The sequence below is a fragment of the Microbacterium dextranolyticum genome, from assembly GCF_016907295.1.
Lineage (GTDB): Bacteria > Actinomycetota > Actinomycetes > Actinomycetales > Microbacteriaceae > Microbacterium > Microbacterium dextranolyticum.
The window spans coordinates 2399087-2422787 of record NZ_JAFBBR010000001.1 but is presented as its reverse complement, the minus strand read 5'-3'; the positions used below and the strand labels follow the sequence as shown (position 1 = coordinate 2422787).

Here is a 23701-nt window from a genome sequence, read left to right as displayed (position 1 = left end):
GGCGTTCCCGGGTTCTTCCAGGGTGTCGACTTACCCTGGTCGCGTGACTTCGCCCCTGCACGCCTCCGCTTCCCCTCTCATTGGCGTCGTGATGGGGTCGGACTCCGACTGGCGAGTGATGAGCGACGCGTCGCAGGTGCTGACCGAGTTCGGCATCGCGCACGAGGTCGAGGTCGTCTCAGCCCATCGCACCCCCGACAAACTCATGACGTACGGCCGGCAGGCGCGTGCGCGCGGCCTCCGTGCGATCATCGCGGGGGCGGGCGGCGCGGCCCACCTGCCCGGCATGCTCGCCTCGGTCACCGCTCTTCCCGTGATCGGAGTGCCGGTGCAGCTCGCGACCCTCGACGGCATGGACTCGCTGCTCAGCATCGTTCAGATGCCGGCCGGCATCCCGGTGGCGACCGTCTCGATCAACGGCGCGAAGAACGCCGGCCTACTGGCGGCGCGGATCCTCGGATCCGCCGACCCGCAGCTCGCCGAACGCGTCGAGCGGTACGCCCAGCTGCTGCAGGATCAGGTCGAGGAGAAGAACCGCCGCCTCAAGGCGTCGCTCGACGGGGCGCCGATCGGAAGAGACCAGGACGGTCGAGGGATCGCATGAGCATCGCGGCCCCGCCGCGCCCGCGGGCATCGCAGCCGTCGGATGGTACCGACGGCGTCGTCGTCGGTTCGCGCCCGATGCGCCACCCCGACACACGTTCGCCGCAGGTGATGACGCGCCGCGGCTGGTGGCTCGTCGCGCTCAACTTCTTCATTCCGGGGTCGGCGCAGGCGCTGGCGGGGAACAAGCGGCTGGGACGGGTCGGGCTCACTGCGACCCTGATCCTCTGGCTGCTGGTCGTTCTCACCCTCGCGGTCGCTCTGCTGTGGCGCGGCCTTCTGACCATCCTCGTCGCCAACGTCTTCTTTCTGGTGGCGGTGCAGGTCGTGCTGCTCGCCTATGCCGTGCTCTGGCTCGTGCTCACGATCGACACGCTGCGGCTCGTGCGCCTGGTCAAGCTGCGTTCGGCCGCACGCCCGGCTGTCGCCGCCGTCGCGATCCTGGGTCTCGTGGTGGGCAGCGGCGGTGCGACGTATGCCGCGCAGCAGCTCGTCGCCCCGGCACGTGATCTGCTGGCGTCGATCTTCACGAACAATGCGCCGCCGGTGCCGCCGTCCAACGGCTACTACAACATCCTCCTGCTCGGCGCCGACAGCGGCCTCGGTCGCGACTCGATGCGCTTCGACAGCATTTCGGTCGTGTCGGTGAACGCGGCAACCGGTGCCGTGCACATCACAGGCATCCCTCGCGACCTCGCGTTCGCACCGTTCTCGCCCGGCCCGATGCACGATCTCTACCCGGACGGCTTCGAGGGGCATCCTTCCGACACGTGCGGATGGGGTCCCGGGATCAACCAGCTCACCAATGCGGCCGAAATGTGTCGTGACGATGGAGGCAAGGGACTCTACCCCGATGCCGCCGCGACCTCGTCGACGCCGGCGGTCGAAGCGACGCGGGACGCCGCGGAGGGCGTCATGGGCATCGAGATCCCGTACTACGTGTTCGTCGACATGAAGGGCTTCGCCGATATCGTCGACGCCGTCGGCGGGGTCGACATCAACGTTCAGGAGCGCCTGCCCGAGGGCGGCGGGCCCACCTACGAGGGCGAGCCGGCCGAGGACTGGGCGATCGGGTGGATCGAGCCCGGTCAGCAGCACATGAACGGCGACACGGCCCAATGGTACGCCCGGTCGCGGTACACGACGAGCGACTGGGATCGCATGCGCCGTCAGCGCGAGCTGCAGCAGGCGATCCTCGCGCAGGCGAACCCCGCCAATGTGCTCGCCCGGTTCCAGCAGATCGCCGCGGCGGGTCAGGATCTGGTCAAGACCGACATCCCCTCGGCGCTGCTGCCGTTCCTGATCGATCTCGCCGTCAAAGCGAAGGACCAGCCGGTGGCGACACTCGAGCTGACGCCGGACGGTGCAGGCCTCAACACCGACGAGCCGACGGCCGACCAATACGCACACGTGCGCGACCTCATTCAGCAGGCGCTGTACCCGCCGTCGCCGAGCGCGATACCGGAAGGCTGATCGCGATGACCGCTCTGCTGCGGGTCATGCTCGACCAGATCGTCGCGCCGACCGATCCTGCCTCGGCGATGGCGTCGCGAGAGCTCGCTCGCGCTCTCGTCGCCACGGCGCCGGAGGGGTGCGCCGTCGTGGGGATCGTGCCGCACGCTGCGGATGCCGCGGCGCTCGTCGAGGCATCCGTTCCGGGTGTCACCGAGCTGACCCGCGCACCGCTGCCGCGTCGCGAGCTCGCCGCGGCCTGGCAGCTGGGCGTTCCCTCGAGCATCGGGGGCGGCATGATCCATTCGCCGACGCTGCTCGCGCCGCTGGTCAAGCACGATCGGGTGCATGATCTCGACCAGACGGTCGTCACCCTGTGGGATCTGGATGCCTGGGAGCGCCCGGGCGAACTCGCTCGCACCGCCGTCACCTGGCACCGTTCGATGCTCAAGCGGGCGGCGAAGCATGCCGACGCCGTCGTGGTGCCTTCTCACGCCCTGGCTGAGCGGCTGTCTGAGATCACTGCTCTCGGCGATCGTGTGCGTGTCATCGCGGGGGCCGCACCCGCCGGGTTCGCCGTGCCGGTCGACGAGGTCGGGCGTCGACGTGCCCTGGGCCTGCCGGAGGGCTTCGTGATGGTGTCGGGCTCGACCGCGCCGTCGGCGCGGCTGGCGGATGCCTTCGATGCGGTCGTGCGATCGGGCGTCGATCTGCCGGTCGTGGTTCTCGACGTGCCGGCGGAAGACGAGCAGGCGGTGGTCGCGCTCGCCGTCGACGCGGGGATCGCGTCTGAGAGCGTGCACGTGCACGGTGCCCTCGACGACGCTGACCGTGCTGCCGTGCTCGGGGGAGCGGTGGCGCTGATGGCGCCGTCGCGGTTGCAGTCGTTCCCGTGGCGAGTCGTCGAGGCGCTCGCTGTGGGTGTTCCGGTCATCGCCGCCGATTCTGCCGTGCACCGCGAGGTGGTGTGGGACGGCGGTTCGCTCGTCGCTGACGTCGAAGCGATGGCGGATGCCCTTTCGACCGTGCTCGGGTCGGCTGAGGTCGTGGACCGGTTCGCGGTGCTCGCCGCCGATCGCGGCCGGGCGTTCTCATGGCTCAGCGCAGCCGAGCGCGTCTGGCAGCTGCACGCGGACCTGTGAGCAGGGGCCTTCGCCCGAGGCAGTCACGGCGAGGTTTCGATGTCTCAATAGTCAATTCGCGTCACATCCGAAACAATGGTGACGTGCATACCAGAACTCAAGCCTCGACCCCTGCGCGTTCTGTACGCACGAAAGCCCTCGTAGCGATCATCGCAGCGGCGGTCGCGGTCCTCAGTTCCCTCGCCGGCGCTGGGGTAGCCCATGCGGACCCCGCCCGCTCGAAAGCCGGCGTTCAGGCCGCGACGACCGGTGTCCCGACGAACATCATGAAGACCGCAGTCGGTGCGGGGTTCGACCCCGAGAACATCATTTCCGATGCATTGTTCTACGACGGCAACGCAATGTCTGCGGGCGAGATTCAGGCGTTCCTCGATGCCAAGATCGGATCGTGCGGTAACGGTAAGTGCCTCAACGTGCTCACCACAGGGATTTCGTCTCGCGATGCGTGGTATTCCGCCGTCACCGGCGACCTCGTCTGCTCCGCGATCCAAGGCGGGACGATGCGGGTATCCGACCTGATCTACCGTGTGCAGGTTGCGTGCGGTATATCCGCCAAAGCGATTCTGGTCACGCTTCAGAAGGAGCAGGGGCTTGTGACCAACAGCGCGCCGTCGGACTGGAACTTGCGCGCCGCCATGGGAGCCTCGTGCCCCGACACGGAGCCTTGCGACCCCGCGTTCGCGGGAGTGGGGCCCCAGATCCTCAAAGGTGTTCAGCAGCTGAAGATCTACAAGGCTGGGCGCTTCGCTAAGCAGCCTGGCATCAACTTCATCGGGTACAGCCCGGATAGCTCGTGTGGCGGCACCACTCTCAACATCCGCAACTATGCGACGGCCGCGCTTTACAACTACACGCCGTACCAGCCGAATGCGGCATCGCTAGCGGCAGGGTGGGGTCTCGGCGACGGCTGTTCCAGCTACGGCAACCGGAACTTCTACAACTACTACACCAGTTGGTTCGGCTCAGCTCAGGGCGACGCTCTCCAGGTCGTCCAGGTATCCGGGACCTCAGAGCGATACCTCGTCAGCGGGGGGTCTAGGTGGACCCTGTCGACTGACGAGATCGCGGCACAATTCACGTGGATCGCTAGCGTGAGTCGCGTATCGCGTGATCAGCTGAACACGTACGCCGACATGGGCAAAGCCAAACGCGCAGTCCGCGCGCGTGATGGCTCGGTGTTCATGATCGATAGCGGACAGCGAATGCGTCTGCAAGATGTTCCCCAAGTGGGGGATTTCGGATGGACTGCTAGCGCCCTACCGCTTGCGGACGATGGTCAGCTGGCCCGATACAGGGACGGCGGGTATCTCCAGCGTGTTGTGCAGTCCGGTGGTACCACTTGGTTGATTCAGGGAGGCGCTCGGAGACAAGTGGTCGATCTTGGGCTCCTGGCACGTTATGGCATCTCGCCTTCTTACAGCAGCGTGTCCGACGCCGCGCTCTCGGAGTACCGGGCTGGTGCCCCCGTGATTGATGCGGGACTCTACCGATCAGGCGCATCAATCAAAGTGCAGACCGATGCAGGGGTCTACTCGTTGTCCGGGACAGTGTCTGAGTCGAGGTTCACGAGCGCGGCACGCGAATTAGCGCCGGACTCGTTCGTCTTCCTCAAGGAGAGTGCGGCTCTTCCGCTGCGGGTGTCGACGGCTGGACGTGCCTACGTGCTCAGCGACGATGGTTGGATCAAAGTGTCCTTGGTGGAGTATCCCTCATCGTTACCGTTTACCCCGGTGGGACAAGGTGCGCTGACGGGGATCCCGCTCAACGCCACAGTGGACGGTCCGCATTTCGTGCGGGAGCATTCTGACTCCACTGTGTTTCTTCTCTCCGGAGGTGGACTGCAGCCAGTCTCGCGTGCTGATCAGACTTGGATCTCACGAACCTATGGCGTTAGTCCTCAAGTCATTGTTCTCACGGACGGCGTCATCGCTGACGCGAGTACCCCCGAGGGGCTTGCGAAGTCGAGTACGGGGGTGGCATATCTGCTGGACGGCGCGAGGGCGTTTAGACTCCGGGACTGCGCGCAAGTCGCTGATTGGGGTGGCAACTGCGCCGCGCTGAGAACGGTGAGCGATCAGGTTCTTGCCGGATACGGAGCGGTGGGGAATCTGCAGCCCCTGATCCGGACTTCGGATGCTGTCTGGCTCGTGCAGGGCGGGCAACGGCGGCAGGTGATCGACCCCTCGATTCTTGCGCCGTACGGTATCGGCCCGAACTCCACGGCGGTATCTACGTCTACTGCCAATCAATTACCGATCGGCGAACCGGTGCTCGCACCCGGCGTCTACACGAACAGCTCCGGAAGTTTTGTTGTGGCGACGGGGGGTGGATCGTTCACGCTCAGCGCGGGTCAGGCTGTCGGCGCAATGACTGCATTGTCGCGACCACTCGTTGATTCCAGCTTCGCGAAGATCGCGATCGCTGGCGCGATGCCGAGTCGCGTGCGCAGCGACGGCCGGTCGTTTGTGTTGACGGACGCAGGTTGGCTGGACGTCGACAGTTCGATGTACGGCGACTCTTCGTTGTTCATGGCGATGCCGTCCGGAGCATGGCGTGGGATCCCCTTGGCCGCGACGGATCACGGGCCGCACTTCGTGCGCAGTGGAACCGACGAGTACCTGGTGTCGGGTGGATCAGCGCAATCGGTTGCAGGCGCGTCGGAACGCGCACAGATCACGGCCGTTTATGGCGTTGCGCCCACCGTTTGGAATCTCGTCGCGGACTCGCTCGTCGGGGTCCGTTTGGTCTACGACCTGATCGTTACGGACGCGAATGGTGCGGCGTACCTTATCGACGGGTCCAAGAAGTATCGGCTCGATTGCGGGCAGGTCGTCGACTTCGCCAAGGCATGCACCTCGCTGCGCACTGTTTCAGCAGCAGCATTGGGAAAGATGACGGACGGGGGTGCTTTGGCGCCACTGTTGCGTTCGGGCGATAACACCCTGTGGCTGCCACAGGGCGGGGCACGGCGAGAAGTACCCGATCCGCGGGTGCTGGCGCCGTACGGCATCGGTACCTCGTCATCTAGCGTCTCAGATCGCGTACTGGCTCGCCTGAAGCTCGGTGCCCCGGTTCTCGGGGCGGGTTTCTATGATGACGGCGCTGGCACTGTTCGGTTCGTGACCTCTACTGGCGCCTCGCTCGATACTCGGCCCGCGCAGCGCATCGGCACCGTGATTGCGGGCGCGAAGCGGATCACATCGGAGTCACTCGCGTTCCAGCCGGTCAACGGCAATCTCCCAGATCGCATCACTGCCGCCGGACGACGGTTCGTTCTTACGAGCGAGGGACTGCTCGAGGTCTCTGCGGCTGCATATGGTGCCTTGCCATTCAGTGAACTCCCCGGCGGCTCAACGGCCGGGTTGCCTATGGCGGGCTCCGAACGGCGTCCGCATTTCGTGCGCGAGCAGTCCACATCCACTGTGTACCTCGCGTCTGGTGGCCTGTCGCCAGCCGGAGATGAATCACATCGCGCGGCAATCTCGGCTGTTTACGGGGTACCGACCCATGTATGGGTGGTCCCCGACGGCGCGCTCAGCTGAGGGCGGATCGGGTTATGGCAAGCGGTGAGAGGGGGTTGCCCGGCAATCACTTGAGGAGGCGGCGCCGTTCCAATTCGTCGAGAGATCGCTGATACAGAGTGGTTTCGATCGGTTGAGTTCTCACCCAAGAGGCGAAGTCACGGATTCCCTCGACGAATGAAACTTTCGGCGTGAATCCGAGCAGAGCTTGCGCCATCGACGTGTCTGCCACATTGTGACGGATATCCCCAACGCGGAACCTTCCCGAAACGGTGACAGGGACGTCCGCGTCGAAGGCGTTGAGCAGAGACTCCACAACCTGAAGGACCGTTGTTTGCACGCCGGAGCCGACGTTGATCGCGAGGGTGGGCAACGCAGGGGCGACGCATGCCCGGAAGGTCGCCTCGACGACGTCGGAGATATGGATGAAATCTCTACTCTCAAGACCATCCTCAAACACATTGATCGGCTCGTTCTGACGGATCAACGTCGAGAAGATCGAGAGGATCCCTGTGTACGGGTTAGTCAACGATTGGCCGGGACCGTACACGTTCTGATACCGCAGGGAGATTGCCTCTAGGCCGATTGCCGCGGCAGTTCCCAGCACAAGGGCTTCCTGGGTCTGCTTTGTTATCCCGTACACGGACGACGGATGCAAGCGGGCGTCTTCGGTAGTCGGGATGACTGAGAGCGGATAATCATACCCGGCGAGATGAACCTCGAAGTCGCCCGAGCTCATATCCGCGGCGTCACGGTGCGGCGGGTAGACGACGCGGCCGTCAGCGGCGCGGTAGGCTCCCTCCCCATAGATCGCTCGAGAGGAAGCAACGACGACGCGGCGCACACTGTGTTCTTCATCTGTGAGGACTTGCAATAGCTTGGCAGTGCCGCCGATGTTGGTCGATACGTAACGATCGATCTCATACATCGACTGGCCGGTTCCCGTCTCTGCGGCAAGATGCACGACGACATCGATGCCCGCAATCGCGACCCGTAGGTCGTCGAGCGATGCGACATCTCCGACCTGCACGTCGGCGATGCCGTCGAGCGAGCGCAAGAGGGGAGAGGTCTCCTGAGGGGAGTCTCCATGCACTTGAGCAAGAAGTTTGTCCAGTACTCGAACGCTGTGGCCCGCCTCGAAGAGGCGGCGCGCGAGTGAGGCGCCAATGAAGCCGGCGCCACCGGTGATCAGAATACGTTCAGGCATGGTCGCTCCGCTGTCGTACAGGCACGTGGCCGCGGGCAGCGGTCATCGCGATGTGATGGGTCGCACCGTGTCTAACCGAGGATGATCGCGGTCCTTCTGTGACAACTCCGCAGAATCCAGAGAAATCGGCCATGGAACCGCGACGGTTTCATCTGCGAGATTGAGAAATGTGTATTCGGCTTCGGGGGTCCAGTGGTCGTTCACGAGGTAGCTGTACGCCGTATCGGCTTCCAGGGTCTGGAATGCATTGCCCACACCTCGAGGAACGAAGATCGCCCGCGACGGATCAATCTCGGCGGTGAACACACGCCCAAAGCCGTCCCCCTCGCGCAGGTCGACCCAGGCTCCGAAGACTCGTCCCGTGGCGACGGAAATAAACTTGTCCCACGGTTCCGCGTGGATACCGCGCGTTGTTCCGACGCTTCGATTGAATGAGATGTTGTTCTGGACCGGTTCGAAATCCGGGAGCCCGATAGCAACCATCTTCTCGCGCTGCCAGTTTTCCTTGAACCACCCACGATTGTCGCCATGGACTGGAATGTCGAAGAGCATCAGCCCGGAGATCGTCGTCTCGTGTGCGCTTAGCTCCTTACCGAAATCCATGATCTCACTGCCCCATCTTTGCGTACTTGGCCTCCGCGGATGCCTTCTGCGGTCGCCACCACTGCTCGTTATCGCGGTACCACGCGACGGTCGCTTCGATCCCCGACTCGAAGTCCTGATGGCTCGGCACCCAGCCGAGCTCGTCACGTAGTTTGGACCAGTCGATCGCGTATCGCCGGTCGTGGCCGGGGCGGTCGCGCACGAGGTCGTAGGCGTCCTTCGGGTGTCCCATGGCTTCCAGGATCGCCTCAACGACGCTGCGGTTGGATTGCTCTCCGTCCGCACCGATGAGATAGGTTTCACCGATCTTGCCAGCGTGGAGAATCCGTAGCACGGCCGAGGAGTGATCATCGGCGTGAATCCAGTCCCGCACGTTGAGACCGTCGCCGTAAAGGCGAGGGCGCACACCGTCGATGAGGTTGGTGATCTGGCGGGGGATGAACTTCTCAACGTGCTGGCGCGGCCCGTAGTTGTTCGAGCAGTTGCTGATCGTCGCCGCAACGCCGAAGGATCGCACCCATGCCCGCACAAGGAGATCGGAGCCAGCCTTGGTCGACGAATACGGGCTGGAAGGGTTATACGGAGTGGACTCGGTGAAACGTGCCGGGTCGTCGAGCTCGAGATCTCCGTATACCTCATCGGTCGAGATGTGGTGGTATCGCACTCCGGTGGCGCGGGCTGCTTCGAGAAGTGTGTACGTGCCGACGAGGTTCGTCTGCACGAAGGGCTCCGGGCTCGTCAGAGAATTGTCGTTGTGCGATTCCGCCGCGTAGTGCACCACGGAGTCATGCTCGCGGAACAGCCGAGAGACCAGTTCTGCGTCGCAGATGTCACCGTGGACGAAAGTGAAGCGGTCCGCGGGCAGGCCCTGAAGGGAGTCGAGGGTCCCCGCGTAGGTGAGCTTGTCGAGGACGGTGACCGACGAGTCGGTGTTCGCGAGCACGTAGTGGACGAAGTTCGATCCGATGAAACCGGCACCGCCGGTGACGAGAAGTCTCTCCATTCGCCCGAGTCTATCGTCTCAGCGCCGTCCCGCCCGGATCGCGCCGCGCGGGTTGACTCGTCGAGCAAGCGCCGGTTGGAGGCATGCGAGTGTGAGAAACTTGCCGGATGCGAGGCATAGTTCTTGCGGGCGGCACCGGGTCCCGCTTGCACCCCATCACCCTTGGCTCATCGAAGCAACTGGTCCCTGTCTACGACAAACCGATGATCTACTACCCGCTCTCAACACTGATGCTGGCGGGCATCCGTGACATCCTCGTGATCACGACGCCTCACGATGCCGAGCAGTTTTCGCGACTGCTCGGCGACGGGTCGCAGTTTGGCGTGTCGATCACCTACGCGCAGCAGCCATCTCCGGACGGCCTCGCGCAGGCCTTTGTGATCGGCGAGGATCACATCGGATCCGACACGGCAGCACTCGTCCTCGGTGACAACATCTTCTATGGGCCGGGCATGGGGTCGCGGTTGCGCCGTTACAACGCGTTGACTGGCGCGGCAGTGTTCGGATATTGGGTTGCCGACCCGACAGCGTACGGGGTCGTCGAGTTCGATGAGTCTGGCCGTGCGCTGACTCTCGAAGAGAAGCCGGCCGTGCCGCGCAGTCATTACGCGATTCCGGGTCTCTACTTCTATGACAATGAGGTCGTCGAGATTGCGAAGTCTCTGGCGCCGTCGCCCCGCGGCGAGCTTGAAATCACAGACCTGAACAGGGTTTATCTGGAGCGAGGTCAGCTCCAAGTCGAAGTACTCCCGCGTGGCACTGCGTGGCTCGACACCGGGACATTCGATTCATTGAGTGAGGCCACCGAGTTCGTGCGCACTGTGCAGCGTCGACAAGGATTGTCGATCGGCAGCCCCGAGGAAGTCGCGTGGCGGCTCGGTTACCTGACGGATGATGAGCTGCGCCGTCGCGCCGAGCCGCTCGTCAAGAGCGGCTACGGTGCATACCTGTTGGAAATCTTGGCGCAGGGACGCAACGCCTGACTGGTGGCTGTTCGGCGCGGCGTGCTGAACCGTACGCAGTGCTCGATTCGAAGGAGTGACGTGACAAAATCCGAGCCCGGGGCGCAGTCAGCATCCGCCCAGGTCTTTCCCGAGGGGGGGCGTCGGGTCGTGTTCTACATGATTTACGACCCGCGCGGTGAGATTGACGACTACATCCCGTACAAGCTTGAGCGGCTACGTCCTCACGCGGATCATATTTTCGCCGTGATCAATGGCGCGCTCTCCGAGAGCGGGAGAGCACGACTCGAGCCGTTGACCGACACGATTCTCGTCCGTGAGAACGTCGGGTTCGATGTGTGGGCGTACAAAGCAGCACTCGAAGAATTCGGTGCCGAGCAGCTCGCAGAGTACGACGAGCTCATTCTCATGAACTACACGTGGTTTGGGCCGGTGCGGCCGTTTGAGCCGCTGTTCTCGAGGATGGAGGCGAGGCCACTTCATTTCTGGGGCATGACCGATCACGATGAGATCGTCCCCAACCCCTTCACCAAAGAAGGCATCCTTCATCGTCATCTGCAGTCGCACTGGATTGCCGTTCGAAAATCGATGTTTACGACTCGATACTGGCGTGATTACTGGGCTCATATGCCGATGATCGACACCTACACCGATTCGATTGTCCGGCACGAGTCTCGATTTACGCATCACTTCGAGGAGCTCGGTTTCGAATGGGACGCTGCATTCCCCGTGGTCGATTTCCCGGGCCAGCATCCTGCCCTCGTCAATGCGGACCTGCTGCTAGATGCAGGTTGCCCCGCACTGAAGCGGCGTGCGTTCTTCCATTACCCTCCGTATCTCGATCAACACGCTGTCATCGGTCGCTGGACACTCGAACGAGCTGCGCATTACGGCTATCCTCTTTCGATGCTTTTCCAGAATCTCGTGCGCAACTCGAAGCCGAGAGAGTTGTACACGGACGCATCGATGCATGAGATTCTTCCAGAGGTGGATGTCGCGTACGATCCCGGTCACCCCCTCTCGATTGCCGCGGTCGTTCACATCTTCTATGAAGACATGACGGATGAGCTGGTGGAACGGCTGCTTTATCTCCCCGTTCCATTTGACTTGTTCGTCACGACTACGTCCGAGGCTAAGGCAACGTCAATTCGTGAGTCCATCGCTCGCCGCGAGGACCCGAAGATCAACTTCGTGGATGTGCGCGTACTTCCGTCGAATCGCGGGCGTGACCTTAGCGCGTTTTTCATCGGTTCCAAAGATGTGCTTGAACCCGGGCGCTATGACCTTGTTGTCAAGATCCATTCCAAGAAGACAGTCCAGGGATCCTTCAACTCCGGCCGGTATTTCAAGCTCCAACAACTGGGCAACGTCCTCAGTTCCCCCGGGTACGTCGCGAACGCCATCGCTCTTTTCCAGAAGGAGGAGGGGCTCGGGCTGGTCTTCCCGCCGATGATCCACATCGGCTTCCCTACGATGGGCCGAGGCTGGTATGCCAATCGGCAGCCTGCGGAGAAGCTCGCCAAGGAACTTGGCATCCGTGTGCCGTTTGACGAGATCTCGCCGCTCGCCCCATACGGGTGTATGTGGATCGCGCGTCCGGAGGCCTTGCGGCTGTTGGTGGAGCACGAGTGGCGTTACAAGGACTATGCGCCGCCGGAGAAGCACTTCGACGGTTCTCTCGCGCACGTGCAGGAGCGTCTGATCGCGTACGCAGCGGCAGAGGTCGGCTACCACACTCGCACGATCGCGAACGCTGAGCATGCGTCGATTAGCCACACGGCCTTGGAATTCAAACTCGATCAGATGGGCGCGACCATGCCCGGCTATGCGATCGATCAGATCCAGTTCCTGCACCGCGCGGGCTGGCTCGGACACGGTGGTATCGTCGCGCTGACCCGGGTCTACTTGAAGCTGAATCATCCGCGCGTCGCTGGGCTGCTGCGGCCTCTGGATCGTCCCGCCCGTTATGTGCACCACCAATTGTGGAAGGTGCGCCACCCCGAGACGTGGAAACGCAACAATCCTGTGGAGGTGGAGAGTGACATCGCTGAAGGCGAGCTTCGATCCTCGGAGTAACAGCATCGGCTTCCTGCGGTGGCTGATGGCCTTCATGGTCATTTTTTCACACGCCGGCCCGCTCGCGGGATTCTACGGCGGCCACGATCTGGGTACCCAGATCAGCACCGAGCAGTCGCTCGGCGGTGTCGCCGTCGCAGGGTTCTTCTTCCTGTCCGGCTTCCTGATCACCAAGAGCAAGATGGGGCGATCCTCTACGGCTCGCTTCTTCTGGCGCCGGATCATGCGAATCTTCCCCGGCTGGTTCCTGATTCTCATCGTGACCGCCTACGTTCTCGCGCCCATCGCATATGCGCGCGAGAAGGGCACGATGGACGGATTCTGGGATGCAGCCGTCAATTCCCCGCTGACGTACTTCTCGAACAACATGTGGCTGCCGCTTCAGCAGCACACCATCGCCGACATGGGAACGAGTATCCCGTTCTACACGCTTCACGGCGGCTTCGAGTGGAACGGTTCGGCGTGGACTCTCGCGTTCGAGTTCAGTGCGTACATCCTCGTCGGTGTGCTCGGAGTTGCAGGTGCGCTCGCCCACCGCCTGATCGGAGGGATCGTCGCCTCACTGATCATCTTCTTTGCGATGATGCAGTGGCTCGGCTTCGGTAATCTTGGCGCCTTCGGCGTCGTGTTCGCCGATTTCCGCCAGCTACTGCTGCTCGCTCCGTTCGCCTTCGGGATCTTGTTCGCTTTGTTCGGCGACAAGATACCGATCGACAACAGGCTGGCGATCGTGTGCATTTTTGTTGCGGTCTGGACGTATGGCAAGGGCGGCTGGTTGCCTCTCGGACAGTACGCGTTCTGCTACGCATTGATCTGGTTCTCGATTCGCGCCCAGTTCCTGAAATCATGGGACAAACACGGGGATTTCTCTTATGGCATCTACATCGTCGCGTGGCCTCTGATGCAATTCGCCGCCTACTTCAAGCTCCAGGACGCGGGCTGGTTCGTCTACCACCTAGTGATCGTCGCCGGATGTCATGCCTACGCATACCTCAGCTGGCACCTCATCGAACGACCGGCGCTGCAACTGAAGGACTGGACGCCGCGGTGGCTCGAACGCGTGATGCAGCGCACCGAGCGGCTCCGGATCAAAGTCATCGGAACGATCGATCCGAGCTATGAGGAGCGGCTCGCGCGTCGAACCGGAGCGGTCACGGCGGTGAGTGCATGAGCGCGTCTGGCGGCGGCGACGTCGTCCATGGTGCGGGCGCGCCCACGCCCCGCTGGTGGAAGCCGTTCCGCGACGTACCGTTGGTCGTCCTTGCCGTCCTCTCTCTCGTCGCCGCGCTCGTGGGATGGTACACCCAGGCGAGCCTTGATCGGGCTGCATCGCAAATCGCTCCAGTCACGCCTACTGCGACGCCGGACGCGGTGGCTCAGGTCTGTCGTCCGGCCGTGACTCCGCCCGGCGACGAGCCGTGGATAGACCGGCGTGACGAGTCTGAGAGCGTCTGGAAGGACCATGCCGCGGAGCTGGGCGACCCGGTCGTCCGCGGCCAAGACGGGTGGGCGTTCTACAACGATCAGGTCGAGCAGAACTTCTCTCAGGCTGTGGGACGACGGTTATTGACCGCGTCTCAGGTGACAGCCTGGCATGATTACTTCCGCAAGCTCGCCGGCGCGCTCGCGGCGCAGGGTATCGAGCTGTCGATCCAGATCACGCCTTCCGCATCCAGCGTCTATCCTGAGAAGCTTCCCGAATGGGCTGCTGCGCTCCGCGGTTCCACCCCTTTGGATCAGTTGCTGGCTGCGTCGCCGGACCTTCCGATCGTGGACTTCCGTCATGACCTGCGTGAGGCTGCCCAGCACGATGCCGTCTTCACGCCGGTGAACAGCCACTGGACGGACTGGGGCGGCTACGTGGGGTGGCAAACCTACGCACGGTGCCATGCGGTGACGTACCCAGGGGCGGCCCCCATCGTCGTGCCGCCTGTGGACGGCGTCCGTACCGGCGGTATCTATAACGAGTACGCCTCGTCTGGTGTGCCTGACGCAGAACCCGCGTGGGACGCGCCGCGATTCTCCCAGCAACTCGCTCCCGTGACCGTCACCGACGGTTCGTCCGCGACCTCGACGTCTGAGGGTGGCAAGGCCGTCGACCTGTCGAAACTGCCGGCGTCCACCGAGACGGCGGGGGCATGGAGCACGCAGAAAGCGCTCATCCTTCGCGATTCGATGGGCAATGCCTTGTCCGGCCTGTGGGCGCAGCAGTATGCGCAGACCTGGCAGATCCAGCATCGATACGACGATTGGTCGAATCCGCCAAACTATCGGTCCTTGGTCGAGCAGGATCATCCGGATGTCGTGATCGTCCAGCTTGCGGAGCGCCACTTGGTCAATGCCCCAGCCGTCGGCGTAGGGCCCGGCTACTAGGGCGTGTTGCTAAATCCATTGAAGGGCGGCTGAGAGGCAGATCCCGGCTGCGTACGAGTTGGCGGTCTTGTCGTATCGGGATGCGAGTCCTCGCCACTGCTTGATGAAGTTGAAGGAGCGCTCAATGACATTGCGGCCCTTGTAGCGTTCCTTCTGCTCATGACCGAAATCGATAGGGCGGCCCGCTCGCTTTCGGCGGTGGGCGATCTGGTCGTCGCGTTCGGGGATCGTGGCCTTGATGCCGCGCTCGCGCAACCACGCCCGGTTCTTCTTCGAGGGGTATCCCTTGTCTGCGAGCACCCGCTCGGGCCTGGTACGCGCGGGCCCTCGCCCCGCGACGTGGATCTCGTCGAGAACGTCGGTGAACATGCTCGTGTCCGCGACCTGCCCGCCGGTGAGGACGAACGCGAGCGTCCGGGCCTGCCCATCGCACACGAGATGGATCTTCGTCGTCAATCCGCCGCGTGACCGGCCGATCGCGTGATCAGGCGGCTCCGGCCCGGATTTCTTGTAACTCGATCCAGCCCCCTGTGCTGCGGGGAAGGGTTGCGCCGTGCTGGTGGACGCGAGCGATCGAGGAGTCAACGGACACGACCCACTCGATCTCGCCCTGAAGCGATGCGCGACGCTGCACGTGAGCGAGCAGATCTTCCCAGACCCCCTCGGCCGCCCAACGACGGAAGTTCTTATAGATCGTGTTCCAGCTCCCGAAGCGCTCGGGCAGATCCCTCCATGCAGAACCCGTCCGGAACCGCCACGCAGTCGCCTCGACCACCACGCGTCGATCCACGGGGGGACGCCCCCGTGAATTCGCCGGCGGGAACACCTCCCGGATCAATTCCCAAGCCTCGTCCGTGATGACATCTCGCGACACGCTCCCAGCATCACCCACGCACCCCGGAACCACATTTAGCAACACGGCCTAGGAACGAAAGTTAGGCCGATTCAGTCCGGCTATTCGGCGGGTGGTTGCCAAAGCTCGATCGGGAGCCCTTCGGGGTCGTAGATCCGGGCGAACAGTCCGTACTCACCGTCACTGTCGTCTGCGACTCTCCCCACGGTGATTCCGGCCGCTTCGAGTCGTTCGGCCAGGGTGCTGAGGTCATCGACGCGGAGGTTGAGCATGAACGGCTGGTCTGCCGGGAAATAGTCGGCGTCATCAGAGAACGGCGCGAACACAGTGCTTCCCGCGGCCTGTTCCCACACGGTGGTTTGGCCTGCGTCGATGCCGAGATGCTCGCGATACCACGCGGCTCGCGCGTCTGGGTCCTTGCTGCGGAAGAACAACCCGCCGATCCCGACAACACTCATCATGACCTCCCATCCCGACAACTCGCCAGCGCAGAGCCCCAGGTCAGAACCTGCTGGTCACGCCTTCTCAAGTCGATGCTAGGGCCACAGCGGCCCTAAAAGGAGGGTGGTCTCGGCTGCGGCGGATCAGACAAGACCGCCCGCAATACCTCGCCGCTCTCTGTGTTCGCTGCAGCCCTCCGCCGGGTCACCAGCGGCTTTAGCAACACCGCCTAGGGCCGGGAGGCATCGATTCAGCCTCGGGCCATGACCTCTGCAATCCGGTCCGCGTTGCCCCATACGCCGGGGGAGTCGTAGGGGCGATCGGGGAACGCCCCATACTCGAGCGAGATGTCGAGGCCGTTCTCCGTGATGAACTCCTCGACCTTGTCGGCGAGGGACATGGGGGTGCCGGTTGAGCAGTTGATCGCGCCCGTGATGTCGGTAGCGTCGACCAGGGCGGCGATCTGGCGTCCGAGTTGCTCGACGCGGATGAAATCGTACAGGTTCTTGCCTGTCGTAAACGGGAAGGTGCGTTCGCCTCGGTCCGAAGCCTCCAGTAGCTTGCGGAAGATGGAGCTGTTGCGCCGGTCGTCACCGTAGATGTAATACGCGCGGGCCCACGCTAAAGACGTGTCTTCGGGTAGAGCGAGCGGAAGTGCACGCCGGAGGGCGTCCTTCGCGATGCCGTATTGGGAGAGAGGGGACGTCGGCGTCGATTCGTCAATCGCCCCTTCCCAGTAGCCGATCTCGTGCATCGTGCCCAATGCGACGATCCGATTCGTGCCGCTGTCTGCGAGGCGGGTGAGCAAGTTGTAGTGGGCGGACAACTGTGACATGTGCGCGCGAGAGTTGTGCAGGAAGCCGTCCTTCCACGCGAGATGGACGACCGCACCGGTGTCGCTGTCCCACTGGGTCATGTCGACATCAGGGGAGAGAATGTCGGCCTCGACAACCCGAGCACGGGAGTCGAGCACAGCAGTGCCCGCAAGACGCACGATCGCGGTCACGTCGTGCCCTCGATCGAGGAGTGCTGTGACTACGTGGGGGCCGAGGTAGCCGGCAGCGCCGGTGACGATGACGCGAGTCATAGGAGGTCCTTTCGCAGATCGTGCCCTAGACGTCAGGCACGCAACCAGGCTATTCGACGTCGAACCCGACTCACCTGCGCGGCCGACGCACGTTCCGCAGGTATATTGTTCCAGTTGGCTGACGTAGGTGGAGCAATTGGACACGACTGAACGGTTCGCCCGTCTGGCCGAGACCCCGTTCGTCTCGACGGACTCGCGAGGTCTCCAGCTTCCGGTCCGCGGAGGCAAGGTTCGAGAGATCTGGGAACGTCGCGACCTTCTGGGTTTGCTCGTGCGGCGGGATCTGAACGCGCGCTACAGGGACAGCTTCTTGGGGTTCCTCTGGACGCTGATACGCCCGCTGGTCCAGTTCTTGATGTACTACCTGGTACTCGGCCAGTTCCTGCGCGCCGCGGAGGGGATCCCGCAGTTCGCGATCTTCTTGTTCTCAGGGCTGACGATCTACAGCTTCTTCGCTGAGATGGTCTCCGGAGCTACGACGTCGATTCTCGCCAATGCGGGCCTGGTGAAGAAGATCTACCTACCTCGCGAGATCTTCCCGATGGCAAGCATCGGCGCGGCGGGGTTCATGTTCCTTGTGCAGACCCTCGTTCTCCTCGGGGGGGCGATCGCTTTCCAAGCATTGCCTGCGCCGACGCAGATGCTGTGGTTTTTCCCCGCTGTCGCGCTAATGCTCATCTACGGTCTCGCGCTGGGACTGCTGCTTTCGGCCCTCAACGTCTATTTGCGGGACGTTCAATATGTGACCGAGGTTGTGCTGATGCTCGCGATGTGGGGATCGCCCATTGTGTACGCATGGACGATGGTCGGTTCCTCGTTCCATACGCTCGGCCTGCCAGGATGGGCACTCGAGGTATACACCAACAACCCGATCACACTGGGTGTCTTGGCGTTCCGGAAGGCGTTTTGGGGTGCCGGCGGGCCGGGCGACTACCCCGCCGATTTGTTGCTGCGCATCGGAATCGCCGGGGTCATCGGACTCGTGTTGCTCGCAGTCGCCCATCGGGTCTTCAACCGCCTTCAGGGCAACTTCGCGCAGGAGATGTGATGGCTGCCGAATCAAGAACAGGCCCCGTCGTTGTCGCGGTGCAGGATGTTTCGAAACAGTTCGTCGTCCGGAAGGACAACTCCCTCAAGGAACGGGTCGTCCACTTTGGGCGCCGAGGTCGGACCCATCGGCAGGACTACACGGCTGTCGACGGAGTCTCGATCGAGATCGCGGCGGGTACGACGGTCGGTCTACTTGGGCCCAATGGCTCGGGGAAGAGCACGCTGCTGAAGCTGATCGGCGGCATCGTGTCGCCGACGTCGGGGCGTGTTCTCACACGGGGGCGCACGGCGGCGTTGCTCGAACTGGGCGCCGGATTCCACCCCGACCTGACGGGCCGTGACAACGTCTACCTCAACGCGTCGATCATGGGGATGTCGCGGGCCGAGACGTCGGCCCGCTTCGACGAGATTCTCGCCTTCAGCGGCATCGGCGAGTTCATCGATACTCAGGTCAAGTTCTACTCGTCTGGAATGTTCGTTCGGCTCGCGTTCGCTGTCGCCGTCCACACCGATCCGGATGTGCTGCTCGTCGACGAGGTTCTTGCAGTCGGAGACGAAGCGTTCCAGCGCAAGTGCATGGAGCGGATCGCTCGCTTCCGGGCGGAGGGGCGCACTATCATCTTGGTCTCGCATTCGGCAGCGCAGGTTCAGGAGCTCTGCGACCGCGGCATCGTACTCAACAACGGGGAGGTCGTCTTCGACGGCGAGACCAATGCTGCGGTCTCGGCTCTGCGTGATGTGCTGGAAGGACGCCGCGTCGGAGAGCTTCCGCCGCCGGAGCCCACCAAGCCGATCGAGGTCACTTCGATCGAGGTACTCGATGAAACCAAAGCGCATCGCAAAGTCATCCCATCGGAGTCGCAGATGACGGTGCGTGTTCATGTGCGCGCGATCGAGCCTCTGCCTCGCTGGGCTGTCGGGTTCAGTATCGACACGCCCGCCGGGCAGATGGTGCTCGCGTCTAATACTGAGCGGCTCGGCGTGCAACTGGGCCGGGTACCCGCTGGTGACTCATTCTTGGATTTCACTATCGACAGGGTGCATTTGGGAGCTGGCGAGTATTACGTCAACGCCAACGTCTCTGAGTTGATCGACATTGACTCCCATGTGCTGTGGCAGGGGGCTTTGTTCACTGTGGCTGGGGACAAAGCGAATCTGGGCACTGTCGCCGCTCGTATCGCCGTCAGCGAAACGTCGGGCAAGTAGGGTACGAGCCCAAAGAGGATTGGAGTCAGCTGCGCCGATGCACTGTGAGGTTGTAGATGATGACTTCACCGCGCCTCAAGAGTCCCACAGCGGTGCAGACGATTCTCTGGTGCGATTTGAGTCTGCTCCGCAACCGCTTCACTAGGGCGCGGTCTTCTGCATAGCGAGAAGCGTCAGCGGCGCTGCGGACGCTCTTACGTTCGTCGCGGATCGCTCCGAGGCCATAGGCAGCCCGCCATGGGTTGATACCCTGACTTAGCGCGGCCTCGAATGAACTCGCATGAGCATGCACGATGTCTGAGTAGTAGGACGTTGACTTTGAAGCATGCGACACGCTGTCGCCATGCTGAAGCCATAGGTACAGAGGGTCGGAGCACGACGCGACACGGCGGGCGCGCCCGTAAATTGGCATCGCGACGGCGACATCCTGCGCGAAGCGTCCAGCAGGGAAGCGAAGGCCATCGAAGAGCGCCGCACGGTACAACTTGCCCCAGTTGGCCTCGCTGAAGTAGCGAAGCTCACATCGGCCAAGTGTCCGAAGCGTCAGGCTGAAGACGTGCTGATAGGCCCAGGCGGGGTCCTGGAAAACCGTCACGTCGCCTGCAGGCATGTCCGCCGACGCGCGAAGGAGCGCGTCGGCGGAACTCGCACCCACGTTGATCCACCGACACATCGCGATATCAGCGTCAGACTCGCGCGCAAGCTGAACGAGGCGCGTGATCATTTCGGGCACCATTAGGTCGTCGTTGTCGCAAAACGTGATGTAATCGCCTGTTGCGTGATCGAGCCCCGCGTTCTGGGCAGTGGCGATGCCTGAGTTCGCTTGGTGCACGACGAGGACGCGATCATCGACTCGTGCGAGCGCATCGCAGATGGCTCCGGACTCGTCCGTCGAACCGTCGTTAATCAGGATGATCTGCAATCGCGTGTATGTCTGTCGGATGATCGACTCGACACACGCTCGAAGATAGCGTCCCGAGTTATAAACGGGGACGATGATGCTGACGGTCGGGTCTTCCAGAGTCTCGGCGTTCATCAGATCGATGATCGCATAGGCTTGAGTGTGCTCTCGACGAATGAACCCGGTACGACGTCGTGGCCCTGGCGGGCCTTCCTGATCGCGTTCGCCCTTTCTTTCGCCGTCCTCGCGGCGTGGTCTGTCGCGAGCCCGCACATGGCTTCCCCAGATGAACCCGCACATGCGGTGAAGGCTGCCGCAACCGTGCGTGGCCAGTTTCACGCGGATGAGACCCAATATCGGGCGGGGCGCGGGGACTTCCAGGTTCCCGAGCTGTTCGCTCAGGCATGGTCGCAGCCGTGTTACGCGTTCCATCCCGATGTCACCGCGGGATGCTCCCCGCAGGTGACGGGCGAACTCGATAAGATCGTGGCCGCCACCTCTCATGTCGCGCGGTACAACCCGATCTACTATGCGTGGATCGGCATCCCGACGTTGTTCCCGCTGTCGGAGCACACCTTCACTGCGATGCGGTTGATGAGCGCGCTGTTAAACGCGGCGCTGGTCGGCCTTACGTTCGCAGTGCTGGTTAGGTTGCGCAGGCCCCTCCTTCCGATCGCCGGAACGCTGGCAGCGTTGACCCCGATGACATTCTTCATCGGCGGATCGATGACTCCACAAGGTCCCGAGGTCTTCGGATCCATGCTCACTGCAGTCGCCCTGCTGGCCATCGTCTTCGATCCGCGCGGGGCGCTTCTCGCCCAACGTGCATGGATGCTTCTGGCGGGGGCGACCTTCTTCGTTCTCGCACGCGGGCTTAGTCCCGCATACCTCGCGTTCACAGTCGTCGTCGTGATCCTCGTCGCACCGTCACTCGCAACCGTCGGCAGCGTGATCAAGGACCGCCGATTCCGGTGGCCGCTCATTCTGTGTGCCTCCGTCTCAGTCGCTGCCCTCGCGTACACTCTGAGTTCCGGCAGCCTTGCGCTCGGAGTCGTCTATCCCGATCCTTCGCTCACCGCTCGTGACGTGGTCGTGGGGATGCTGCGGAACACCGACTACTACCTTGAGCAGATCCTCGGCGTTTTCGGCTGGGGGGACACCCACCTGCCGATGTGGCTGCTGATCCTTGTCGGCGGGGTTGCGGTGTTCGTGGGCGTGTTCGGATTGGCGCTCGGCGGGGCGCGAGGACGTCTCGTTCTCTTCGGCATCCTCGCAGCTTCGATCGTCGTCCCGATTTTGGCGCAGGTGATGAGCTATAAGGACTCCGGCATGGTGTGGCAGGGGAAGTACGTGCTTCCGATCGCCATGCTGGCGCCTCTCGTAGCTGGCTTCCTCGCTGAGCGGCAAGAAGCGGTGTCATTCGCGTTGGGGTCTCGACTTCTCCGCGTGCTGGCGTGCGTCTTCGGGGCGTACGAGACGATCGCTATCGTCGTGAACATTCATCGCTACATCAACGGTGCGAACGGTCCGTGGTTGGAGCTCGTGCCTGGCGCATGGCATCCGACCGCTCCTGCGTGGCTGACGGTCCTCCTCGTCGCCACGGCATGCGTGGGCGCGACAGTGGCGATCGCGCGGTTCAGTAGCCGGCTTACTTTGCTGAACGAGTTTGGAGCGACGGAGCTACGTACTGCAGATAGTTCAAACGGCTGAGCTCGCGCCGCGACTTCAGGACACCGTCGAGAATCAGCCCCGTCATCCAGGCCAGGAAGGCCAGCAACGTGATCCCCAAGGAGAGCACGGCGGTGGGCAGCCGGGGCACGAGGCCGGTCTCGAAGTACTCCAAGACGACGGGCATGCCCGTGATCAGGCCGGCGAGCAGCAGCAGGGTACCCACCAGGCCGTAGAACATCATGGGGCGCTCGTGTCGGATCAGACCGATAATCAATGACAGGATCCGAAACCCGTCGTGGTAGGTTCGCAGCTTGCTCTCGCTGCCGTCGGGACGGTCTTTAAAGCCGACTGCCACCTCCGTCTGTGGGACGCGCAGGCTCATGGCGTGGACGGTCAGCTCGGTCTCGATCTCGAACTCCCGGGACAAAGCCGGAAAGCTCTTGACGAAGCGCCGAGAGAACACGCGGTACCCGCTGAGCATGTCGCTGACGGGGGATTTGAACACACTTCCGACAAACCAGTTGAATCCGCGGTTGCCCAGTTCGTGGCCGGGCCGATAGGCGGTGGTGGTCGTCTGGCGACGGACTCCCAGCACGTGGTCCAACGGCCCCGACTGGAGCGTCGCGATCATCTGCGGCAGGTCCGCGGTCGCGTAGGTGTCGTCGCCATCGATCAGGACGTAGATATCGGCGTCCACGTCTGCGAATGCGCGGCGGACCACGTTCCCCTTGCCCTTCAGTGACTCGCGGCGCACAATCGCGCCCGCGGCGGCCGCAACGGCAGACGTGGCATCTGAACTGTTGTTGTCGTAGACATAGATGTCCATCTCAGGGACAGCGGCGCGGAGGTCGGTGACCACTTTGGCGATTGCGGCCTCCTCGTTGTAGCAGGGGACGATCGCAGCGATGGTGGGCGATGGCGCGGTCACTCGTGGTTCTCCTCACTAATGCGCCGCACAGGCGGCGCGAGCGGCATCCAAGCTATCATGGTCGGTCGGTTGCACTTTGCGGCCGACCAGGGGGAGTGGATGTCAGAACGGTCCGGGCTTGAGGGCCTCATCAAGCGCACCGGGGCGTTCCTTGCGGTCGGTGGTGTCGCATTCGTCGTGGACGCCGTCGTTTTCAATCTGCTGGTGTTCGGCGTCGGAGGGGGCGGTCCGATGCACGAGCTCCCGGTGCCAGCCAAGATGATAGCCATCGTCGTCGCCACGGTTGTCACCTACGTCGGGAATCGCTACTGGACGTTCGGTACCCGGTCGATTGAGCGCAAGGCCTCGCGTTATGTCATCTTCATCGTGCTAAACATCATCGCGATGTTGCTGCAGCTGGGCTGCCTGGCGTTTTCCCGCTATGTCCTCGGGCTGGAGGGGCCCGTCGCCGACAACGTTGCGGGCACCTTCGTCGGGCAGGCGGTCGCGACGGTGTTCCGGTTCTTCACCTACGACCGATGGGTGTTCCCAGACAAAGGCACCGCGGGCCGCGCGGCGCTCGAATCGGGTTGACGCGAGATCTCGCCTATGCTGGAGGCCGTCGCGAGGCCGGAAAGGGCTG

The 23701-nt window shown here is 63.0% G+C and carries 19 protein-coding genes and 1 pseudogene; 12 read left to right on the top strand and 8 right to left on the bottom strand.

From position 1 onward, the window contains the following. Window positions 1-91 precede the first annotated feature (91 nt). The 4 genes from purE to JOE64_RS11140 all read left to right on the top strand — a co-directional run bounded on the left by purE (window position 92) and on the right by JOE64_RS11140 (window position 6739). The gene (purE, locus tag JOE64_RS11155; RefSeq protein ID WP_204965059.1) at window positions 92-604 is read left to right on the top strand and encodes a 5-(carboxyamino)imidazole ribonucleotide mutase; all 513 of its coding nucleotides are present in this window, start codon (window positions 92-94) and stop codon (window positions 602-604) included. Next, window positions 601-2076 (top strand): LCP family protein, encoded by a 1476-nt coding sequence (locus tag JOE64_RS11150; RefSeq protein ID WP_204964318.1) that lies wholly within the window; start codon window positions 601-603, stop codon window positions 2074-2076. The genes purE and JOE64_RS11150 overlap by 4 nt, the downstream gene beginning before the upstream one ends. Window positions 2077-2081: 5 nt before the next feature. Beyond that, window positions 2082-3197 carry a glycosyltransferase gene (locus JOE64_RS11145; RefSeq protein WP_204964317.1) on the top strand — a complete coding sequence of 372 codons (1116 nt, stop codon included), beginning with the start codon at window positions 2082-2084 and terminating at the stop codon, window positions 3195-3197. A gap of 83 nt (window positions 3198-3280) precedes the next feature. After that, a complete protein-coding gene (locus JOE64_RS11140; protein ID WP_204964316.1) occupies window positions 3281-6739 on the top strand; it encodes a hypothetical protein in 3459 nt (1152 codons plus the stop codon). Between the two features lie 46 nt (window positions 6740-6785). On the opposite strand, the gene JOE64_RS14725 is transcribed toward JOE64_RS11140, so the two are convergent. The 3 genes and pseudogenes from JOE64_RS14725 to rfbB all read right to left on the bottom strand — a co-directional run bounded on the left by JOE64_RS14725 (window position 6786) and on the right by rfbB (window position 9531). Beyond that, window positions 6786-7925 carry an NAD-dependent epimerase/dehydratase family protein gene (locus tag JOE64_RS14725; protein WP_204964315.1) on the bottom strand — a complete coding sequence of 380 codons (1140 nt, stop codon included), beginning with the start codon at window positions 7923-7925 and terminating at the stop codon, window positions 6786-6788. Between the two features lie 45 nt (window positions 7926-7970). Beyond that, window positions 7971-8528 (bottom strand): annotated as a pseudogene (locus tag JOE64_RS14905) (dTDP-4-dehydrorhamnose 3,5-epimerase family protein); the annotation flags it as partial. 4 nt (window positions 8529-8532) lie between these two features. Beyond that, window positions 8533-9531: a dTDP-glucose 4,6-dehydratase gene (rfbB, locus tag JOE64_RS11125; protein WP_204964313.1), complete on the bottom strand. Its 999-nt coding sequence runs from the start codon at window positions 9529-9531 to the stop codon at window positions 8533-8535. Window positions 9532-9638: 107 nt separating this feature from the next. Here rfbB and rfbA point away from each other — a divergent pair, with 107 nt between their 5' ends. From rfbA to JOE64_RS11105, 4 genes are read left to right on the top strand one after another with little or no spacing between them, the layout of a single operon-like run. Beyond that, complete coding sequence (rfbA, locus tag JOE64_RS11120) at window positions 9639-10514, top strand: glucose-1-phosphate thymidylyltransferase RfbA (RefSeq protein WP_204964312.1); 876 nt, start codon at window positions 9639-9641, stop codon at window positions 10512-10514. 60 nt (window positions 10515-10574) lie between these two features. Next, window positions 10575-12569 (top strand): rhamnan synthesis F family protein, encoded by a 1995-nt coding sequence (locus JOE64_RS11115; protein WP_204964311.1) that lies wholly within the window; start codon window positions 10575-10577, stop codon window positions 12567-12569. After that, the gene (locus JOE64_RS11110) at window positions 12532-13740 is read left to right on the top strand and encodes an acyltransferase family protein (RefSeq protein WP_204964310.1); all 1209 of its coding nucleotides are present in this window, start codon (window positions 12532-12534) and stop codon (window positions 13738-13740) included. The genes JOE64_RS11115 and JOE64_RS11110 overlap by 38 nt, the downstream gene beginning before the upstream one ends. Beyond that, a complete protein-coding gene (locus tag JOE64_RS11105) occupies window positions 13737-14942 on the top strand; it encodes an alginate O-acetyltransferase AlgX-related protein (protein WP_204964309.1) in 1206 nt (401 codons plus the stop codon). The genes JOE64_RS11110 and JOE64_RS11105 overlap by 4 nt, the downstream gene beginning before the upstream one ends. A 9-nt stretch (window positions 14943-14951) precedes the next feature. Here JOE64_RS11105 and JOE64_RS14815 read toward each other — a convergent pair. From JOE64_RS14815 to JOE64_RS11090, 3 genes are all read right to left on the bottom strand, one after another. Continuing rightward, window positions 14952-15816 (bottom strand): IS5 family transposase gene (locus tag JOE64_RS14815; RefSeq protein ID WP_204964308.1). Its coding sequence is split into 2 segments (ribosomal slippage): window positions 14952-15470 and window positions 15472-15816, totalling 864 coding nucleotides; the frame shifts between segments, so codons are not numbered across the junction. A gap of 80 nt (window positions 15817-15896) precedes the next feature. Next, entirely contained in the window at window positions 15897-16253 is a 357-nt protein-coding gene (locus JOE64_RS11095; RefSeq protein WP_204964307.1) for a VOC family protein, read from the bottom strand. Between the two features lie 233 nt (window positions 16254-16486). After that, window positions 16487-17323: an NAD-dependent epimerase/dehydratase family protein gene (locus JOE64_RS11090; protein ID WP_204964306.1), complete on the bottom strand. Its 837-nt coding sequence runs from the start codon at window positions 17321-17323 to the stop codon at window positions 16487-16489. Window positions 17324-17450: 127 nt separating this feature from the next. Here JOE64_RS11090 and JOE64_RS11085 point away from each other — a divergent pair, with 127 nt between their 5' ends. Both JOE64_RS11085 and JOE64_RS11080 read left to right on the top strand, forming a co-directional pair. Continuing rightward, window positions 17451-18371, top strand: coding sequence for an ABC transporter permease (locus tag JOE64_RS11085; protein ID WP_271202578.1), 921 nt, complete (start codon window positions 17451-17453; stop codon window positions 18369-18371). Then, window positions 18371-19579, top strand: coding sequence for an ABC transporter ATP-binding protein (locus tag JOE64_RS11080; protein WP_204964305.1), 1209 nt, complete (start codon window positions 18371-18373; stop codon window positions 19577-19579). The genes JOE64_RS11085 and JOE64_RS11080 overlap by 1 nt, the downstream gene beginning before the upstream one ends. 25 nt (window positions 19580-19604) lie before the next feature. Here the strand turns inward: JOE64_RS11080 and JOE64_RS11075 are convergent, their stop codons facing one another. Then, window positions 19605-20615: a glycosyltransferase gene (locus JOE64_RS11075; protein ID WP_204964304.1), complete on the bottom strand. Its 1011-nt coding sequence runs from the start codon at window positions 20613-20615 to the stop codon at window positions 19605-19607. Between the two features lie 27 nt (window positions 20616-20642). On the opposite strand from JOE64_RS11075, the gene JOE64_RS11070 reads away from it, so the two are divergent. After that, on the top strand, window positions 20643-22190 hold the full coding sequence (locus JOE64_RS11070) for a DUF2142 domain-containing protein (RefSeq protein WP_204964303.1): 1548 nt from the start codon (window positions 20643-20645) through the stop codon (window positions 22188-22190). Here JOE64_RS11070 and JOE64_RS11065 read toward each other — a convergent pair. Further along, window positions 22129-23079, bottom strand: a complete 951-nt coding sequence (locus JOE64_RS11065; protein ID WP_204964302.1) for a glycosyltransferase — start codon at window positions 23077-23079, stop codon at window positions 22129-22131. The genes JOE64_RS11070 and JOE64_RS11065 overlap by 62 nt on opposite strands. A 99-nt stretch (window positions 23080-23178) precedes the next feature. Between JOE64_RS11065 and JOE64_RS11060 the strand changes: the two genes are divergently transcribed. Beyond that, window positions 23179-23652: a GtrA family protein gene (locus tag JOE64_RS11060; protein WP_204964301.1), complete on the top strand. Its 474-nt coding sequence runs from the start codon at window positions 23179-23181 to the stop codon at window positions 23650-23652. Window positions 23653-23701: the final 49 nt, after the last annotated feature.

What these genes read in the sequence shown, in the direction of transcription:
- JOE64_RS14725 (WP_204964315.1), bottom strand. Translation starts at nt 7,925, where the DNA reads ATGCCTGAACGTATTCTGATCACCGGTGGCGCCGGCTTCATTGGCGCC.
- rfbB (WP_204964313.1), bottom strand. Translation starts at nt 9,531, where the DNA reads ATGGAGAGACTTCTCGTCACCGGCGGTGCCGGTTTCATCGGATCGAAC.
- JOE64_RS11095 (WP_204964307.1), bottom strand. Translation starts at nt 16,253, where the DNA reads ATGAGTGTTGTCGGGATCGGCGGGTTGTTCTTCCGCAGCAAGGACCCA.
- JOE64_RS11090 (WP_204964306.1), bottom strand. Translation starts at nt 17,323, where the DNA reads ATGACTCGCGTCATCGTCACCGGCGCTGCCGGCTACCTCGGCCCCCAC.
- JOE64_RS11145 (WP_204964317.1), top strand. Translation starts at nt 2,082, where the DNA reads ATGACCGCTCTGCTGCGGGTCATGCTCGACCAGATCGTCGCGCCGACC.
- JOE64_RS11060 (WP_204964301.1), top strand. Translation starts at nt 23,179, where the DNA reads ATGTCAGAACGGTCCGGGCTTGAGGGCCTCATCAAGCGCACCGGGGCG.
- rfbA (WP_204964312.1), top strand. Translation starts at nt 9,639, where the DNA reads ATGCGAGGCATAGTTCTTGCGGGCGGCACCGGGTCCCGCTTGCACCCC.
- JOE64_RS11075 (WP_204964304.1), bottom strand. Translation starts at nt 20,615, where the DNA reads ATGAACGCCGAGACTCTGGAAGACCCGACCGTCAGCATCATCGTCCCC.
- JOE64_RS11150 (WP_204964318.1), top strand. Translation starts at nt 601, where the DNA reads ATGAGCATCGCGGCCCCGCCGCGCCCGCGGGCATCGCAGCCGTCGGAT.
- JOE64_RS11080 (WP_204964305.1), top strand. Translation starts at nt 18,371, where the DNA reads ATGGCTGCCGAATCAAGAACAGGCCCCGTCGTTGTCGCGGTGCAGGAT.
- JOE64_RS11105 (WP_204964309.1), top strand. Translation starts at nt 13,737, where the DNA reads ATGAGCGCGTCTGGCGGCGGCGACGTCGTCCATGGTGCGGGCGCGCCC.
- purE (WP_204965059.1), top strand. Translation starts at nt 92, where the DNA reads ATGGGGTCGGACTCCGACTGGCGAGTGATGAGCGACGCGTCGCAGGTG.